This is a genomic window from Olleya aquimaris, assembly GCF_003259525.1.
Classification (GTDB): Bacteria; Bacteroidota; Bacteroidia; order Flavobacteriales; family Flavobacteriaceae; genus Olleya; species Olleya aquimaris.
Window position 1 is genome coordinate 278,295 of sequence record NZ_QLLO01000004.1, and the last position, 17,927, is coordinate 296,221.

Consider the following 17,927-nt stretch of genomic DNA (forward strand, 5'->3'; position numbering starts at 1 on the left):
TGTTATTCATCTAATACTTTACTCATAAAGGTATATAAATCGGTCATTTCTTTTTGATTTGAAGACTTGCTTATTCGACCAGAAAAGTACAATACAAACCAAATAATAACCATCAATACCATTCCCCAAAGTTGTAATTGGTAGTCTTCTTCTAAAGCATAGTTTGAGTAAGCCCAAACACAAAACCCAATAAATAAGCTTGCAACCGCAAAGTGTAAAAACATAAATAAAGTCCAAACAGTTGGATTTGGTCCAAACAAGCCATAAAGCTGACTTTTATTTTGATCTATTTCATTAATTTCTAAATGCAATTGTGGCGACCAAAAATGTTGCTCTGCTTTAGGTAATTTAATAAATACATGGTCATCAACTCTAGAGACGATATACTGATTTTGATTATGTTTTTTGTCTTCAAAAGCTTCTAAAACAGTGGTGTGGCTTTTATTTAATGTAATTTTAAATCGAGGACGTAGTACAATATCATTTAAATTCTCAGTCATAATTAACTCATAATGAATGTAAAATACTATTTTTTCTCAAACTAAACACTACCTTTGCATTCGCTTACAGGATATGTAATGCAGATAAAACAAAAGATATGAGTAATATAGTTGCAATAGTAGGAAGACCAAACGTAGGTAAATCAACTTTTTTTAATAGACTAATCCAACGTCGTGAAGCCATAGTAGATGCTGTTAGCGGTGTGACTAGAGATAGGCACTACGGAAAAAGTGATTGGAATGGAAAAGAATTTTCGTTAATCGATACAGGTGGTTATGTTAAAGGAAGTGATGACATTTTTGAAGCAGAAATCGATAAGCAAGTAGAATTAGCTATAGATGAAGCTGATGCTATTATCTTTATGGTTAATGTAGAAGATGGTGTTACAGGAATGGATGAAGATGTGGCTAGATTACTTCGTAAGGTTACAAAGCCAGTCTTTTTAGTAGTTAATAAAGTAGATAATGGTAAACGTGCTGAAGATGCTGTCGAGTTTTACAGCTTAGGATTAGGAGAATACTATACCATAGCTAGTATTAATGGTAGCGGAACAGGAGATTTATTAGATGCATTAGTAGACGCATTACCAGAAGTTGAAGAACAAGAAGAAGAGGAAGTGCTACCGCGTTTTGCTGTTGTAGGTCGTCCAAATGCAGGGAAATCATCTTTTATAAACGCTTTAATTGGTGAAGATAGATATATAGTAACAGATATAGCTGGTACAACCAGAGATGCGATAGATACAAAATACAACCGTTTTGGTTTTGAATTTAATTTGGTAGATACTGCTGGAATACGTAAAAAATCTAAAGTCAAAGAAGACTTAGAGTTTTATTCTGTTATGCGTAGCGTAAGAGCTATAGAGCATAGTGATGTTTGTTTGCTTGTTGTTGATGCTAATAGAGGCTTTGATGGACAAGTTCAAAATATTTTTTGGTTAGCAGAACGCAACAGGAAAGGGATTGTTATTTTAGTTAATAAATGGGATTTAGTAGAAAAAGATCACAAATCTACTAACGAATTTGAAAAACACATTCGTAAGCAAATAGAACCTTTTACAGATGTACCTATTGTTTTTATTTCTGCTTTAACTAAACAACGTATTTTTAAAGCTATAGAAACTGCTGTTGAGGTTTATAAGAATAGATCTAAACGTATAAAAACTAGTGAGCTTAATGAAACTTTGCTACCAATTATAGATAATTATCCACCACCAGCTTACAAAGGTAAATTTGTAAAAATTAAATACATCATGCAATTGCCAACACCACAACCACAATTTGCTTTTTTCTGTAATTTACCACAATATGTACGTGATCCTTACAAGCGTTATTTAGAAAATAAACTTCGTGAAATCTACGATTTTACTGGTGTGCCAGTAAGTGTATATATGCGTAAAAAATAAATGTAGTCAATAATTTAAGTAATAGTATTTAACACTATAAACTAGATTATTAAGATTTATTTATCATTAAAAGGTGATAAAAATGGGTACATTTACAGTTAGTTAAATGTCACATGAATTTTAAAAATACATTATTTTTTTATTGCCTCTTTGGTTGCAGTATAGCTGCTTTAGCTCAGGATAATCCGCCATCCATTACAGCTACAGGATCCAATCAATATTGTCCAGGAGAGTCAATTCCTATTGCAAATAGTGTGTCTATTACAGATCCTGATGTTGGAGACAACACCTTGGATGTGATAGTGATTCAAATTTCACAAGGTTATAATTCTGGTCAGGACCTTTTGGTTTTAACTGGTGCACATCCCAGTATTTCAAGTACTTGGAATGAGTCTCAAGGTCAATTAACTTTAACTGGACCTGCTACTTTTACAGAATTTGAAACAGCTATAGAATCTGTCACTTATCAAACCAGTCAAATTCTTTTTTTAAATGAAAAATATTTTTCCATAAATATTGGTAATGCCAATTATTTACCTTCTACTGGCCATTATTACTTTTATGTAGAAAACGTTGGTATTTCTTGGACTCAAGCAGTAGCAGATGCAAGTGCTACTACTTATTATGGATTACAAGGGTATTTAGCGACCTTAACCTCATCTCAAGAATCGCAAATTGCAGGAGAACAAAGTATAGGAACTGGATGGATTGGTGCATCTGATGAAGAAACAGAGGGTGTATGGAAGTGGGTTACAGGACCAGAAGCTGGTACAACTTTTTGGATTGGAGATTTTACAGGTGGACCCGCTAATGGTGCATTTAGTTTTTGGAATATTAACGAGCCTAACGATTTTGGTGGCAACGAAGATTATGCGCATATCACAGATCCAAGTATAGGTTTTCCTGGTTCTTGGAACGATCTACCTGTTTTAGGATCTACTGAAGCTGGAAACCCATACGAACCTAAAGGGTATATAGTAGAGTTTGGTGGTATGCCAGGAGATCCAGTGGTGAATTTGTCAACTAGTACCATAATATATACACCAAGAATTTTATCTTTTAATAATAATTCTGGTTGTGCTAATGAGCCAATTGAATTATCCGTCACTTCCAATGCAGATAACGTCTTTTGGTTTGAAGATCAAACATCAACAACAGTATTAAGTGAAGGATTAACTTATAGTCCAACAGTTTCAGAAATTACAACATTTTGGGTTGCACCTGTGTTTAGTGGTTGTAATAACGCTGGAATAAGAAGTCCAGTTATAGCATCTGTAATACCTACACCACAAGCTAATGATATCACAATTTCACAATGTGACGATACTTTAATTAGTGATGGTGTCACTGTATTTAATTTAAATTCTTATTCAGCAAATTTTGCAGGTGAAGCCATTTTTGACAGGCAGATCAATTATTATCTTGATGCTGGATTAACACAGTCTATTAATGGAAATAACTATACCAATATAACCAACCCACAAACGGTTTTTGCAGAAATTATTTTTACAGATAATGGCTGTTCTGATGTTGCGGAAATTACATTGGAGGTTAATTCTAGTTTGGTTAACAATGTTTCCATTGAAGCTTGTGATTATTCTATTATAGATGGTATTACCACTTTTACATTATCTGATGCAGATAGTGATATTTTGTTAGGTTTACCTGATGGATTAAACACCGCATTTTTTGCTACATTTAATGAGGCTTTGACAGGTCAAAACCCTTTGCCAAACACATATGAAAACACCATTCCTTTTAATCAAACTATTTATACAAGAGTAACGGAAGATAACAGTTGTTATGGTATAGCAGAAGTAGAATTAATTGTTAACCCTATTTTACCAATAGACAGCAATGAGGTTGTTTATTATTGTTCAAACCAATTTCCAAATACTATCACTTTATCTACTCAGGTTTTGGATCCAAATTACAGTTTTATTTGGTCTACAGGAGCTACAACTTCAGCAATTGAAGTAAACCAAGAAGGGGCATTTACTGTGGAGATAATTAACAACAATACTCTTTGCTCACAGACTAAAGTATTTACTGTCTTAAATTCTGATGTTGCAACAATAGATTCGGTTAATGTTATTGATGTATCTCAAAATAATTCTATTACAATTAATGTTAGTGGAGAAGGTACTTACCAATATGCTTTAGATTTTAGTGGACCCTATCAAATGTCTAATGTATTTTACAATATTGAAGCTGGAGAATACACTGTTTATATTAAAGACACAAAAAACGATTGTGGCATCGTGTCTATTAATGTGTATGTATTAGGATATCCCAATTTTTTCACTCCTAATGATGATAACATAAACGATACTTGGCAGATTAAAGGAGTACCCTCAAATTTTCAAGCTGCTTTTAGGGTTAACATTTACGACCGTTATGGTAAGTTGCTTTATACTATGGACAATCCTAATGATAGTTGGGATGGAAAATTTAATGGTATAAAATTACCAACTTCAGATTATTGGTTTACAGCGTTTCTTGCTAGAGGAAAATACTTTACAGGTCATTTTACTTTAAAAACTAATTAAATTAAAAAAAGAAAATACAGTTGATTCCCTTAATTAATGCCATTTCACTTTTATTGAATCCAACACTTGTAGAACACCTTTAAAATAAGCACTTTGTTTAAATGATGGAATTAAGGTATTTTCAATTAAATCATGACAAATAGTATCTGTTAATATTTTTTCAGTGCCTAATCCAGTAGCAAAAGCAACTTGTCTATCCTTTGTAGAAATCAAAATCAGTAATCCATTATTTTTTTCGGCTTGACCAACGCCAAGAGTTTGACCAATTGTTGTAGCATACATTAAAGCATTGTTATTGTTTGGAATAGAGTCTATAACATAAACACAGATTTGGTTTGTGCTAATGTTTTCATAATCAATAATGACTTTTGAAATAGAATCTTTTTCTTTTGCAGAAAACAAATTAGCATAATCTTGCACTACATCTTGATTTATAAGTGTATCATTTTGTTTCTCTTTTTTACATGAAATAAGTGAAACAAAGACAAATAAAAGTAAAAGAAAACGCATTAAAATATATTTAGTTTTTATGTAGAGTTTTTGGATGTCTAAGCACTGTAAACCGAGACTGAACACTGCAAACTAACAGTTTACCAACCTCCAGAAGCACCTCCACCTCCAAAACCGCCTCCACCGAAGCCACCACCAAAACCACCTCCTCCAAAGCCACCTCCAGAAGAACCACCAAATCCACCAGAGCCACTTCTATAGCCTCCTCGACCAGAATTGCTTAGTATAATTGCTTCAATAATGTCTCGAGTAGTATTGCGTCCTCCACCAAAACTATCAGTGCCATTTCCACCTCTACGGTTTTTTGAAATAGAAATTAATATAATGATAAATACAATAATCAAAAAGAATATAACTCCGACAGGAAATCCTTGAGATTGACTTTGTCGTGTTCCTTGGTATTCGCCTAATAAGGTGTCTATAATAGCATCTACACCATTATTTAAACCGCCAAAATAGTCGTTTTGTTTAAAATAGGGTATGATATCGTACTCAATAATTCTAGAGCACATGACATCTGTTAATAAATGTTCTACACCTTCACCAGTGCTAATGTTTATTTTTCTATCATCTTTAGCTAGTAAAATAAAAACACCATTATCTTTTTTTGCACTACCACCAATTCCCCATTGTTCTCCCCATTGTGCGCCTAAATAGTTAATATATTCACCTTCAGTAGAAGGTATTATAGCTATAACTATTTGTGTTGAGGTCGTGTCAGAGTATTTTACAAGTTTGTTTTCTAAAGCCTGTTTTTGGCTTTTGGTAAGTAAGCCCAAATAATCGTAAACCGCATCAGGATTAGCTTTAGTAGGCTTTTCAGGTATTTTATATTGTGCAGATACTTGACCAAAGGATAATAACGCTATTAAAACAACAAGTTGTATTAACCCTTTTTTAAGTAGAATTCTTGACTGATTTCTGAAGACGGAAAACTGCTTACTAATCATCATCCTTTAGAAATGGTATTAGAGAGTTCATTGGTGTTAAAGTCATCTACTGGAAAATGCGCTTTTAACTGTTGGCCAGCATGTAAAACACCTTCAACTAAGCCTTGTTTAAAAGCACCATTTTTAAAATGTGATTCAATAATGGATTTGGTCTCATCCCAAAAGTTATTAGGGACTACTTTATTAATACATTCATCACCATAAATACTAAACTTATGGTCATTAACTGCAACATAAATTAAAACACCATTACTGTCTCTAGTGTTATGCATTTTTAAAATAGAAAACACTTGCAAAGCTCTTTCTTCAAGATGTCCTTTACAAGTGTCTTCTATATGTATTCTAATTTCTCCGGACGTATGGTCTTCTGCTACACGTATAGCTTCAATAATTTCTTGCTCTTCTTTAGCTGTTAAAAAAGATTCTACGTCAGGACTTACCATAGATTAGTCAAATTTAAATTCAAAATCCGGAACATTTTCAGAGCCTGGATTAGCTTTGTATCTCGGCATTTCTTTAAAGCCAAACCAACCTGCTAAAATCTTGTTTGGGAATTTGGTTGTAAAAATATCGTACTTATTTACTGCCTCATTATATCTGTCTCTAGCAATATTAATTCTGTTTTCTGTGCCTTCTTGTTGCTTAATAAAATCTCTAAACTGATCTGTGGTTTTCAGTTCTGGATAGCGCTCAAAAGAGGCAATAAGTCTACTAAACGATCCACTTAACTGACTTTGAGCTTTTTGAAACATCTCAAGTTTTTCAGGCGTTAAATCGTTAACATCAATATTTACAGAGGTTGCTTTAGAACGTGCTTCAATCACTTCGTTTAATGTTTTTCTTTCAAAATCTGCAGACCCTTGTACTGTTTTGATAACGCTAGTGTATAAATCGTTACGTCTTTGGTAGGTGCTCTCTACATTAGACCATGCTGTTTTAGCATCTGCTTCTAATGTTACAGCTTCATTATTAATGCCTACAGCCCAAGAATATAATGCAAAAACAATAATTCCAATAATAATTATAGGCACAAGTAATTTTTTCATAATAGTTGGTTTTAAAGTTGTTCTTTTAGTTTTATTAATTGATGTTTAACTCCTTCTAATTTTTTTATTATTTCAAAATTATCTAAGGTTTTCTTTTTTTCTTCTTTTAAATGAATTTTTGCACCTTCCAACGTAAATCCACGTTCTTTTACCAAATGGTAAATTAGTTGTAAATTTTTGACATCATCTGGTGTAAACTTACGATTGCCTTTAGCAGTTTTTTTGGGTTGAAGCACATCAAATTCTTTCTCCCAAAATCTAATTAAAGAGGTGTTAACACTAAAGGCTTTGGCTACTTCTCCAATGGTGTAATATCGTTTTTCTGGAAGGTCAATAATCATTAATCTAAAGATTGATTTTCTAAAGAAGCACGTTCTAGTAATTTGTTAAATTCTTCTGGTGTTAAACTTCCGTAATAGAAATTAATAGGATTGATTCTGTCACCATCTTTAAAGATTTCGTAATGTAAATGTGGTGCTTCAGATCGTCCTGTACTACCAACAAAGCCTATTAAATCACCACGTTTTACTCGCTGATTTTTTTGGACATTGTATTTGTACAAATGTGCGTACAAAGACACATATCCATATCCATGATTTATTCTTATGTGATTACCGTAACCAGCAGAATTGCTATCTGCACGCTCTACAATACCATCTCCAGAAGCATAAACTGGTGTGCCTCTTGGTGCAGTAAAATCCATTCCCCAATGCATTTTTCTAAGTTTGGTAAATGGGTCAGATCGCATACCGTAACCAGAAGCCATTCTAGTAAGGTCTTTATTGCTAACAGGTTGTATGGCTGGAATAGCCATTAATAATTTTTCTTTTTCTTCGGCTAAAACAGCAATCTCATCTAAAGATTTAGATTGTACAACAATACGCTTTAGTAGTTTGTCAATGCGTTTATTGCTGTTTATAATTAATTCAGAATTATCGTAACCATCTAGTTTTTTGTACCTATTTACTCCACCAAAACCTGCTTTACGTTGTTCTTCAGGTATTGGGTTAGCTTCAAAATATAAGCGGTAAATAGCATTATCACGATCTTCAATATTTGCTAAAACGGTTTCTGCTTCTTCCATTTTTTTATTGAGCAAATCAAATTGTAATTCTAAATTAGAAAGCTCACGTTTTAATGCTTTTTCTTTTGGAGACTCAAAGTATTGACCACCAATAAAAACAAATAAAAATCCAAATAAGGCAGACGCTAAAATAAATAAAGAAATATACTTAAATGTACGTCTTTTTCTTCGCTCAATTTTCTTATAAGAGAGCGTTTCAGAATCATAATAATATTTTACCTTACTCATTATCTAATTTATACTATTTTTGCAGTTGTTAAAGCTGAATTTTTCAGCAATTAAAATAGTAACGTATAACAAATATATAAATTGTTTTATTAAGCTTTAAGCTAATGTAAACAAGATTATTAACATAGTAGCATGAACTCTCAAGACATACGCGCAACATTCCTTAAGTTTTTTGAAGATAAAAAACACAGTATTGTGCCTTCTGCACCAATGGTGCTAAAGGATGATCCAACTTTAATGTTTGTAAATTCTGGGATGGCTCCTTTTAAAGAGTTTTTTTTAGGGAATGCACAACCAAAAAACAACCGTATCGCAGATACGCAAAAATGTTTGAGGGTTTCTGGTAAACATAACGATTTAGAAGAAGTAGGTTACGATACCTATCACCATACATTATTTGAAATGTTAGGAAATTGGTCCTTTGGTGATTACTTTAAAAAAGAAGCAATTGCTTGGGCATGGGAGCTATTAACAGAAGTCTATAAAATTGATAAAGATATTTTATACGTCACTGTTTTTGAAGGTAGTGATGATGCAGATAACCTAAAAATGGATACAGAAGCTTATGATATTTGGAAACAATTTATAAGCGAAGACCGTATTTTAAAAGGAAATAAAAAAGATAATTTTTGGGAAATGGGAGAGCAAGGACCGTGTGGACCTTGTAGCGAAATCCATGTGGATATTCGTACTCCAGAAGAAAAAGCTAAAGTAGATGGTAAGTCTTTGGTAAACGAAGATCATCCTCAAGTGGTTGAAATCTGGAATCTGGTTTTTATGCAATACAACCGTAAAGCAGATGGAAGTTTAGAAGGTTTACCAAACAAGCATATTGACACAGGAATGGGTTTTGAGCGCTTGTGTATGGTCCTACAAAATGTAACATCTAATTACGATACAGATGTTTTTACACCAATAATTAGAGAGATAGAAACCATTACTGGGAAAGATTATAATAAAAACGAAAAAGTAGATATTGCTATTCGTGTAATCTCTGATCATGTACGTGCAGTCGCATTTTCTATTGCAGACGGACAATTGCCAAGTAATACTGGTGCTGGTTATGTTATTCGTCGTATTTTAAGACGCGCAGTACGTTATGGTTTTACTTTTTTAGATAAAAAAGAACCATTTATTTACCGTTTGGTCAATGTGTTGACAGAAAAAATGGGTAAAGCATTCCCAGAACTTAAAGCGCAAAAACAATTAATTGAGAACGTTATAAAAGAAGAGGAAGCTTCGTTTTTACGCACTTTAGATCAAGGGTTAGCTATTTTAGATCGTATAGTCGATAACGCTACAGATAAGCAAGTATCTGGATCTAAAGTATTCGAGTTAAAAGATACTTATGGTTTTCCAGAGGATTTAACAGACTTAATTTTACGCGAGAAAGGATTTACATACAATAAAGAAGAATATAATAAACGTCTTAAAGAGCAACAAGACAGAGGTCGTGAAGCTTCAGAATTAAAGTCGGACGATTGGACGGTGTTAATTAAAGACGACGAACAAGAGTTTATAGGCTACGACCAATTAGAAGCTAAAGTTAAAATTACAAAATATCGTAAAGTGGTTTCTAAAAAAGATGGAACCATGTATCAATTGGTGTTTAATTTAACGCCATTTTATGCAGAAGGTGGTGGGCAAGTAGGTGATAAAGGGTATATCCAAGCTAGTAATGGGGATGTGTCTTACATTGTTGACACAAAAAAGGAGAATAATATAATTATTCATTTAACAAAAGAGTTACCACGTGATGTTAATCAGACTTTTATTGCTAAAGTAGATGAAAAACAACGTTACAGAACCGAGTGTAATCATACAGCAACCCATTTGTTACACCAAGCCTTAAGAGAAGTTTTAGGTGAACATGTAGAACAAAAAGGTAGTGCTGTGCACTCAAAATATTTACGTTTTGATTTTTCTCATTTTTCTAAATTAACTGTTGAAGAATTACGTGATGTAGAAAACTTTGTTAATGCACGTATCGAAAGTAAGTTGCCACTACAAGAAGGACGTAATGTACCAATGGAAAAAGCAATAGCAGAAGGTGCTATGGCGTTATTTGGAGAAAAATATGGAGATGCAGTACGTACAGTACGTTTTGGACAGTCTATAGAATTATGCGGAGGAACACATGTAGATAATACTGCAGATATCTGGCACTTTAAAATTATTTCTGAAAGCGCAGTAGCTTCAGGAATACGTCGTATAGAGGCGATTACAAACGATGCTGTTAAGTCTTATTTTCATGAAAATAACAGAACATTTTTTGAAATGAAAGACTTGCTTAACAACGCTAAAGAACCTGTAAAGGCATTACAAAGTCTTCAAGAAGAAAATACAAGCTTAAAAAAGCAAATCGAACAGTTGTTAAAAGACAAAGCCAAAAACATTAAAGGCGAATTAAAATCTGAAATTACTGAAGTAAACGGTGTCAACTTTTTAACCAAGCAGTTAGATTTGGATGCATCCGGAATTAAAGATTTATGTTTTGAACTTGGTAGCCAGTTTGATAATCTGTTTTTATTATTTGGAGCAGAAAACGATGGTAAAGCTATTTTATCTTGTTATATCTCAAAAAGTTTAGTAGAAGAAAAAGGTCTTAATGCAGGAAACATTGTTAGAGAGTTAGGTAAACACATCCAAGGTGGTGGTGGTGGCCAACCATTTTTTGCTACTGCAGGTGGTAAAAATCCAGCAGGTATTAAAGACGCTTTGGAAGCAGCTAAAACATATATTGTTTAATTTGTCATTACTGCGAAAGTAGAAATCCACATTATGGAATTTCAAACTGAAATAAAACTCAAAAAGCAAAAGGATAATCTAATAGATTACCATTCTAAAATATTGCTTTTAGGGTCATGTTTTTCTGAAAATATTGGAGAAACTTTCCAGTATTATAAGTTTCAGAATTACATTAATCCATATGGGGTTTTATTTCATCCAAAAGCAATAGAGACCTTAGTTAGTAATGCTTTAAACGGTAAAAAATATACCGAAAATGATGTGTTTTTAAACAATGAACAGTTTTATTGTTACGATGCACATTCCAGATTAAGCAACACAACAAAAAGTTTAGTATTACATCAATTAAATGCTGCTTTGCAAAAAACTAATCATTACTTGAAGCATGCAACACATATTGTCATTACTTTAGGTACTGCTTGGGTATATCGTTTGCAGGATACTAAACAAATCGTGGCTAATTGCCATAAAATGCCTCAAAAACAGTTTGATAAGGAGTTGTTAAGTGTGCAAGATGTGGTAGTGTCACTTCAATCTATAACAAACCAAATACATCAAGTAAACCCTAAAGTTAATGTTATTTTTACGGTTTCTCCTGTACGTCATATAAAAGATGGGTTTGTAGAAAATACCCAAAGCAAATCGCATTTAATTACAGCAATTCATCAATTTTTAAATAATCAATCGTCAATAGATAAATATCAATCGTATTATTTTCCTGCTTTTGAGATAATGATGGATCAGTTACGCGATTATCGATTCTATAAAGAAGACATGATACACCCTAATAAAATAGCTATTCAATATATTTGGGAGCGATTTAAACAGGTATGGATATCAGAATCTACAGAAGAAATTATTGATGAGGTTGCTTACGTACAAAAAGGGTTACAGCATAAACCATTTAACCCAAATTCTGAAGCTCATTTAAATTTTATTGAGCAGATAAAATCTAAGCAACATATTTTATCAAAAAAATTTCCGCATATCAAATTTTAATAAAATTGTAACTTGCTGATTTGTAAGTATTTTAACACAAAAGATGCTTACAACTAATTAATACTCTTTTGGTCGAAAAAAAAATTGAAAAACAGGTAAACAGTATTATTTTTAAAGTGCTATTAATCAATCTTCATAATAACACCATCTAACTAATCACCAATCTGATTTTTTAGTTGGTGTTTTTTGATTTATATACTTTTCTTAATTTAAACATATAAAGTTTTTATGTACTTTTAATCCATGCGAAAAATTATTATTGGGATTGTCTTAGCGTTTGTTATCTCTTTTATATTTAAAAAATGTACAGAGGGTAAAGCCAATCAAACCATTATTAACGAACATTCGGCTTTAATAGCTAAGCAAATTAAAAATGTTGGTAAACTAATTGTCACAGAAGGTTATTTTAGTGATGCTTACAGTTATAAAAATTCTAAACCTATTTTTGCTAATTTAACTTCAGATAAACAAGCTTTAATTATTGTAAATGCAGAGGTAACTGTAGCATATGATTTAAGTAAAATAGAATTTGCTATTGACAGTACCAATAAAATTTTAAAAATTAAATCTATTCCTGAAGAAGAAATAAAAATTTATCCAGAATTAGAATATTACGATATTGAAAGTGGATATTTTAACGAGTTTAATGCAGACGATTATAACAAAATAAAAAATATAGTAAAAGAACGAATTACTAAAAAAGTAGAAGCTTCAAACTTACGCATTAATGCTAAAAATAGGCTAATTAGCGAATTGTCAAAATTTTATATTTTGACCAACAGTTTGGGTTGGACCTTGCAATACAACGATAATCAGATTGATAATCTAGATAAGCTTGAAATAATTAAACTATAATTTATTGTAAAGGCTTTGCCAGCCTCCACCATTCATAGCTTCCACACCATGACTGCGTAAAATAGCAGCAGCACTTCCAGATCGCATACCACTTGCACAACAGGTAATAACAGGCTTGTTCCATTGCTTTATTTCTTTAGCCTTAGCTTGGATTTGTTGTAACGGAATATGTTTTGAACCAGGAATGGCTCCAGAGTCATATTCGGCTTTAGATCTAACATCCAAAATAATAGCACCTTTCTCTTGAAACGTTTTAAGCTTATTGGCTTTATTTCCAAACAAAAATCCAAATAATCCCATAATGTACTTTTTTGTATAAATTTACAATCACAAATATAAATCAATTTTGAAACAACCTATTAGCAAAGACAACATTATACACACTGCAGCAATTCTGTTTAAAGAAAAAGGATATAGTGCTGTAACTATGAGGGATTTGGCATCGCAAATGGGTATTAAAGCTGCTAGTTTGTATAATCACATCAGCTCTAAGCAAGACTTACTTAAAGAGATAGTAATATCTATTGCAGAAGAGTTTACAAATGGAATGGACAGTATAGTGGCTTCCAATACATCAAATATTGATAAACTTAAACGTGTTGTGGTATTACATGTAAAGATAACTGCAAATAATACCTATGGTATGGCATCCCTAAATAACGATTGGATGCATCTTGAAGATCAATTAGACTATTATTTAAAACTTAGAAACGATTACGAAACTAATTTTTTAAATATCATTAAACAAGGTATAGCTACTTCAGAAATTAAAAATAGTAATCCAGAAATCATCATGTTTTCAATGCTAACTACATTGCGCTCACTCTATCTTTGGATTCCTAAAAAAGAAGAGCTTAATGCAAACGATTTGGCAAATACTTTAACTCAAGTTCTCATAGACGGAATTAACAACTAGTTAATAATAAAAATTTGTATCTTTGTTACTTGTAACTAACAAGTGTTAGTTTGATGTTTTAAGTAATTAATATGACAGATTTTTACAACTTAAAGGTTGCAGATATATATAAAGAAACAGAAGATACTTCTGTTGTAACTTTTGATGTTCCATCAGAGCTGCAAGAAGCTTTCCGTTTCAGACAAGGTCAGCATTTAACTTTAAAGGCAGATATAAATGGAGAAGATGTCCGACGTTCCTATTCGTTATGTTCTAGCCCATTAGATAATAAATGGCAAGTAGCAGTTAAGCTAATTCCTGGCGGTAAATTTTCTACCTATATAAACGACAATTTAAAAGCTGGCGACCAATTAGAAGTCATGGTGCCAACCGGAACTTTTGGTGTGGAGTGTGACCCAACAACATCAAAAAACTATTTGTTTTTTGCTGCAGGAAGTGGTATTACACCAGTGTTATCAATGATAAAAACACATTTGGCTCAAGAGCCAAATGCAACTTGTAAATTGTTTTATGTCAATAAAACAGCAAAATCTATTATCTTTAAAGAAGAACTTGAGCAACTAAGAAATAAGTACTTTGGACGATTAGAAATATATTACTTTTTAACCAAAGAGCGTCGAGATATCGAGTTGTTTAATGGACGTTTTGATGATGATAAAATGAAAGTGTTAACAAACACATTTATTGATATTCCAGATACAAACGACGTGTTTTTATGTGGTCCAGAAAAAATGGTGAATTATGTGAGTGAGTATCTAATAAATGCAGGATTACCGAAGCATTTAGTGCATTTTGAATTGTTTGTAACTGGGCTTTCAGAAGAAGATATTAAACGCGCAGAGCGCTTAGCGCAACAAAACGTTGAAGGAACAGAAGTCACAATAGTTGATGGTGGAAAAGAATTTGCCTTCACTATGACCAAAGAGTACGATAATATTTTAGATGCAGCACTAGGCGCTGGAGCAGATTTACCATTTGCATGTAAAGGTGGTGTGTGTAGTACTTGCAAATGCGAAGTCAAAGAAGGAAGCGTAGAAATGAAAATAAATTACGCACTAGATGATAAAGAAGTATCACAAAACCTTGTGTTAAGCTGTCAAGCTGTACCAACATCAAATAAAGTAGTCGTCGATTTTGACGTGTAAGCCAAAAGGCTAACATTCCCACAAAAGTGGGAATCTCATCAATAGTTTATTCATTGATGAATTTAAAAAAGATGTCATTCCGAGTGTAGACGAGGAATCTCAGATATATTGAAAAAGAAAAATGAAGTTCAACACGCTAAAGGTTAAAAGCCAATAGCTAAAAGCTAAAAACAATGAGTGAAGAACAAATTAGAAGTTTAGAGAAACAGTTTGAAGAGCGTATCGCAAGAGACGAAAAAATTGAACCAAAAGATTGGATGCCAGAAAAGTATCGCCAAACTCACATTCGTCAAATGTCGCAACACGCACATTCCGAAATTGTAGGGATGTTACCAGAAGGTAATTGGATTACTCGTGCACCATCATTACGTCGTAAAGTAGCATTGTTAGCTAAAGTACAAGACGAAGCAGGACATGGTTTATATTTATATTCTGCAACAGAAACTTTAGGTATTTCTAGAGACGAAATGTACGAGCAGTTGCATACAGGTAAAGCAAAATATTCGTCAATATTTAACTACCCAACTGTCACTTGGGCAGATATGGGAGCAATTGGTTGGTTAGTCGATGGTGCAGCTATTATTAACCAAGTACCATTATGTAATACGTCTTATGGACCATATGCAAGAGCAATGATACGTGTGTGCAAAGAAGAAAGCTTTCACCAACGTCAAGGTTTTGAGATTATGTTAAAATTGTGCAACGGTACACCAGAGCAAAAAGAAATGGCACAAGATGCATTAAACCGTTGGTGGTGGCCAAGTTTAATGATGCTAGGTCCTACAGATGCAGAATCTGTACATACAGAACAGTCCATGAAATGGAAATTAAAGCGTAAGTCTAACGACGATTTACGTCAGCAATTTATAGATCAAACCGTTCCGCAAGCAGATATTTTAGGGCTTACTATTCCTGATCCAGATTTAAAATGGAATGAAAAACGTCAAAGCTACGATTTTGGAGAAATTGATTGGGACGAGTTTTGGCAGGTTGTAAAAGGTCATGGACCATGTAACAAAGAACGTATGAAAGCAAGAGTTGGTGCATGGGAACGAGGTGAATGGGTTAGAGATGCAGCAATGGCTCACGCAGAAAAAAAGCAAAAAAGAAATCAAAAACAAGCAGTTTAAAATAAACTTAAAACTCCTTCCCTTATTTAAGGGAAGGTGGCTTTAAGCTCCATCAAGAGCTTAAAGACGGAAGGGTTGTTAGTAGAATAAGTTTCCCTAATAAGAAGAGTTTAAAAAAATAAAAAATTATGTCAACAACAAAAAACTGGCCTCTTTGGGAAGTCTTTGTAAGAAGTAAAAACGGATTAGAACATCGTCACTGTGGAAGTTTACACGCAACAGATGCAGAAATGGCATTAGAAAATGCAAGAGATGTTTACACACGTCGTAATGAAGGTGTAAGTATTTGGGTTGTAGAGTCTAAACATATTACTGCTTCAAATCCAGAGCATAATGGCGAATTGTTTGAGCCTGCTCAGGATAAAGTATATCGTCATCCAACTTTTTACGATTTACCAGACGAGGTAAAACATATGTAATTTGAGCTTTGCTCAAATTACAATTCCCGTGAAAACGGGAAACTCATAAATGAAACTAAATGTTTAATTAAAAAGATTCCCACTTTCGTGGGAAGTAAACATGAAAAACGAAAATTTATATAATTACATTTTAGGCATAGCGGATAATAGTCTTATCCTTGGTCAGCGTATGGGAGAACTATGTGGACATGGACCAAGTTTAGAAACAGATATCGCTTGTACTAATATCTCATTAGATTTATTTGGACAAGTACGTAGTTATTTTCAGTATGCTGCTAAAATTGCTGAAGATGGAAGAACCGAAGATGATATTGCGATGCTGCGACTAGAACGTGAGTACAAAAATGTATTACTAGTAGAGCAACCAAATACCGATTTTGCGTATACTATTGGACGTCAATTTTTATTTGATGTCTATCATTTAGCCTTTCTTTCAGAATTACAAAAAAGTACAGATTTAACCTTGTCTGCAATAGCTAATAAGTGCATCAAAGAAGTAAGCTATCACGAACGTTTTTCTTCAGATTGGGTAAAACGTTTAGGTGATGGTACAGAAGAGAGTAAAACAAAAATGCAGGAAGCTATTAATGATTTATGGACGTATACAGACGAATTATTTCATCAAACAGAAGCTGATAAAGCAATGGTAGCAGAAGGGGTTGGAGTTGATGTAACTAAATTAAAAGAAGCCTATTACAAAAATGTAAGTGAGCTACTTGAAGAAGCTACATTGAAAATTCCTGAATCAAAATATTTCCAGAAAGGCGGAAAAGAGGGTATACATTCAGAACATTTAGGATATTTATTAAGCGATTTGCAATATATGCAACGTACGTATCCAAACATGGAATGGTAAAATTCCTGCGTAGGCAGGAATCTCAATAATTAATACAAAATGTCATTCAGAGCGAAGCGAAGAATCTCATTTAAATAAAATGACAACAACAGAACAAAACATAGATCAAATCTTAATTCCAATTCTGGAACAAGTGTCTGATCCAGAAATTCCAGTATTATCAATAATGGACATGGGAGTTGTACGTTCTGCTATTATTGAAAACAATATTGTAAAAGTACAAATAACACCAACCTATAGTGGTTGTCCTGCAATGGATGTTATTGGAGACGATATAAAAAAAGCACTAAAAGAAGCAGGTTATAATTCTGAAATAGAATTAATTCTTGCTCCAGCTTGGACAACCGATTGGATTACACCAAGAGGTAGAAAAGCATTAGAAGATTATGGTATAGCAGCACCTTTAGATGCTGAAGCAGACAAAGAGGTATTGCTTCACGGAAAACGAATAGTAAAATGTACTAATTGTGGTTCGCAAAACACACGATTAGTCAGTCAATTTGGGTCTACAGCATGCAAAGCACAATTTCAGTGCGATGACTGTCAAGAACCATTTGACTATTTTAAATGTTTAAAATGACAAGTT

19 protein-coding genes are annotated in these 17,927 nt (G+C 33.1%); 11 read left to right on the forward strand and 8 right to left on the reverse strand.

What is annotated here, in order from left to right:
* Positions 1–2: 2 nt before the first annotated feature.
* Positions 3–500: a GTP-binding protein gene (locus LY08_RS07665; RefSeq protein WP_111659862.1), complete on the reverse strand. Its 498-nt coding sequence runs from the start codon at positions 498–500 to the stop codon at positions 3–5.
* A gap of 98 nt (positions 501–598) precedes the next feature.
* On the opposite strand from LY08_RS07665, the gene der reads away from it, so the two are divergent.
* Positions 599–1,906, forward strand: coding sequence for a ribosome biogenesis GTPase Der (gene der, locus LY08_RS07670; RefSeq protein WP_111659863.1), 1,308 nt, complete (start codon positions 599–601; stop codon positions 1,904–1,906).
* Positions 1,907–2,019: 113 nt separating this feature from the next.
* Entirely contained in the window at positions 2,020–4,455 is a 2,436-nt protein-coding gene (locus tag LY08_RS07675) for a T9SS type B sorting domain-containing protein (RefSeq protein WP_111659864.1), read from the forward strand.
* Positions 4,456–4,488: 33 nt separating this feature from the next.
* Here the strand turns inward: LY08_RS07675 and LY08_RS07680 are convergent, their stop codons facing one another.
* The 6 genes from LY08_RS07680 to LY08_RS07705 form a co-directional block, all read right to left on the reverse strand.
* Positions 4,489–4,965 (reverse strand): TPM domain-containing protein, encoded by a 477-nt coding sequence (locus LY08_RS07680; protein WP_111659865.1) that lies wholly within the window; start codon positions 4,963–4,965, stop codon positions 4,489–4,491.
* Between the two features lie 80 nt (positions 4,966–5,045).
* Positions 5,046–5,918 carry a TPM domain-containing protein gene (locus tag LY08_RS07685; protein WP_111659866.1) on the reverse strand — a complete coding sequence of 291 codons (873 nt, stop codon included), beginning with the start codon at positions 5,916–5,918 and terminating at the stop codon, positions 5,046–5,048.
* Positions 5,915–6,358 (reverse strand): TPM domain-containing protein, encoded by a 444-nt coding sequence (locus tag LY08_RS07690; protein ID WP_111659867.1) that lies wholly within the window; start codon positions 6,356–6,358, stop codon positions 5,915–5,917. The genes LY08_RS07685 and LY08_RS07690 overlap by 4 nt, the downstream gene beginning before the upstream one ends.
* Before the next feature lie 3 nt (positions 6,359–6,361).
* The gene (locus tag LY08_RS07695; RefSeq protein ID WP_111659868.1) at positions 6,362–6,961 is read right to left on the reverse strand and encodes a LemA family protein; all 600 of its coding nucleotides are present in this window, start codon (positions 6,959–6,961) and stop codon (positions 6,362–6,364) included.
* A gap of 11 nt (positions 6,962–6,972) precedes the next feature.
* Positions 6,973–7,302, reverse strand: coding sequence for a MerR family transcriptional regulator (locus LY08_RS07700; protein WP_111659869.1), 330 nt, complete (start codon positions 7,300–7,302; stop codon positions 6,973–6,975).
* Positions 7,302–8,273, reverse strand: a complete 972-nt coding sequence (locus LY08_RS07705) for a M23 family metallopeptidase (protein ID WP_111659870.1) — start codon at positions 8,271–8,273, stop codon at positions 7,302–7,304. The genes LY08_RS07700 and LY08_RS07705 overlap by 1 nt, the downstream gene beginning before the upstream one ends.
* Before the next feature lie 132 nt (positions 8,274–8,405).
* Between LY08_RS07705 and alaS the strand changes: the two genes are divergently transcribed.
* The 3 genes from alaS to LY08_RS07720 all read left to right on the forward strand — a co-directional run bounded on the left by alaS (position 8,406) and on the right by LY08_RS07720 (position 12,875).
* Positions 8,406–11,021, forward strand: a complete 2,616-nt coding sequence (alaS, locus tag LY08_RS07710) for an alanine--tRNA ligase (RefSeq protein ID WP_111659871.1) — start codon at positions 8,406–8,408, stop codon at positions 11,019–11,021.
* Positions 11,022–11,054: 33 nt separating this feature from the next.
* Positions 11,055–12,020 carry a GSCFA domain-containing protein gene (locus LY08_RS07715; protein WP_111659872.1) on the forward strand — a complete coding sequence of 322 codons (966 nt, stop codon included), beginning with the start codon at positions 11,055–11,057 and terminating at the stop codon, positions 12,018–12,020.
* Positions 12,021–12,263: 243 nt separating this feature from the next.
* Positions 12,264–12,875: a DUF4230 domain-containing protein gene (locus LY08_RS07720; protein WP_111659873.1), complete on the forward strand. Its 612-nt coding sequence runs from the start codon at positions 12,264–12,266 to the stop codon at positions 12,873–12,875.
* On the opposite strand, the gene LY08_RS07725 is transcribed toward LY08_RS07720, so the two are convergent.
* Positions 12,870–13,175, reverse strand: a complete 306-nt coding sequence (locus tag LY08_RS07725; RefSeq protein ID WP_111659874.1) for a rhodanese-like domain-containing protein — start codon at positions 13,173–13,175, stop codon at positions 12,870–12,872. The genes LY08_RS07720 and LY08_RS07725 overlap by 6 nt on opposite strands.
* Before the next feature lie 46 nt (positions 13,176–13,221).
* Here LY08_RS07725 and LY08_RS07730 point away from each other — a divergent pair, with 46 nt between their 5' ends.
* The 6 genes from LY08_RS07730 (at position 13,222) to paaD (ending at position 17,921) form a co-directional block, all read left to right on the forward strand.
* Positions 13,222–13,791 carry a TetR/AcrR family transcriptional regulator gene (locus LY08_RS07730; protein WP_111659875.1) on the forward strand — a complete coding sequence of 190 codons (570 nt, stop codon included), beginning with the start codon at positions 13,222–13,224 and terminating at the stop codon, positions 13,789–13,791.
* Positions 13,792–13,862: 71 nt separating this feature from the next.
* A complete protein-coding gene (locus LY08_RS07735) occupies positions 13,863–14,936 on the forward strand; it encodes an FAD-binding oxidoreductase (protein WP_111659876.1) in 1,074 nt (357 codons plus the stop codon).
* Positions 14,937–15,109: 173 nt separating this feature from the next.
* On the forward strand, positions 15,110–16,066 hold the full coding sequence (paaA, locus tag LY08_RS07740; protein ID WP_111659877.1) for a 1,2-phenylacetyl-CoA epoxidase subunit PaaA: 957 nt from the start codon (positions 15,110–15,112) through the stop codon (positions 16,064–16,066).
* A 128-nt stretch (positions 16,067–16,194) separates the two neighbouring features.
* On the forward strand, positions 16,195–16,485 hold the full coding sequence (paaB, locus tag LY08_RS07745; protein ID WP_111659878.1) for a 1,2-phenylacetyl-CoA epoxidase subunit PaaB: 291 nt from the start codon (positions 16,195–16,197) through the stop codon (positions 16,483–16,485).
* A gap of 100 nt (positions 16,486–16,585) precedes the next feature.
* Positions 16,586–17,341 (forward strand): 1,2-phenylacetyl-CoA epoxidase subunit PaaC, encoded by a 756-nt coding sequence (gene paaC / locus LY08_RS07750; RefSeq protein WP_111659879.1) that lies wholly within the window; start codon positions 16,586–16,588, stop codon positions 17,339–17,341.
* Between the two features lie 79 nt (positions 17,342–17,420).
* Positions 17,421–17,921, forward strand: a complete 501-nt coding sequence (gene paaD, locus LY08_RS07755; protein ID WP_111659880.1) for a 1,2-phenylacetyl-CoA epoxidase subunit PaaD — start codon at positions 17,421–17,423, stop codon at positions 17,919–17,921.
* Positions 17,922–17,927 lie beyond the last annotated feature (6 nt).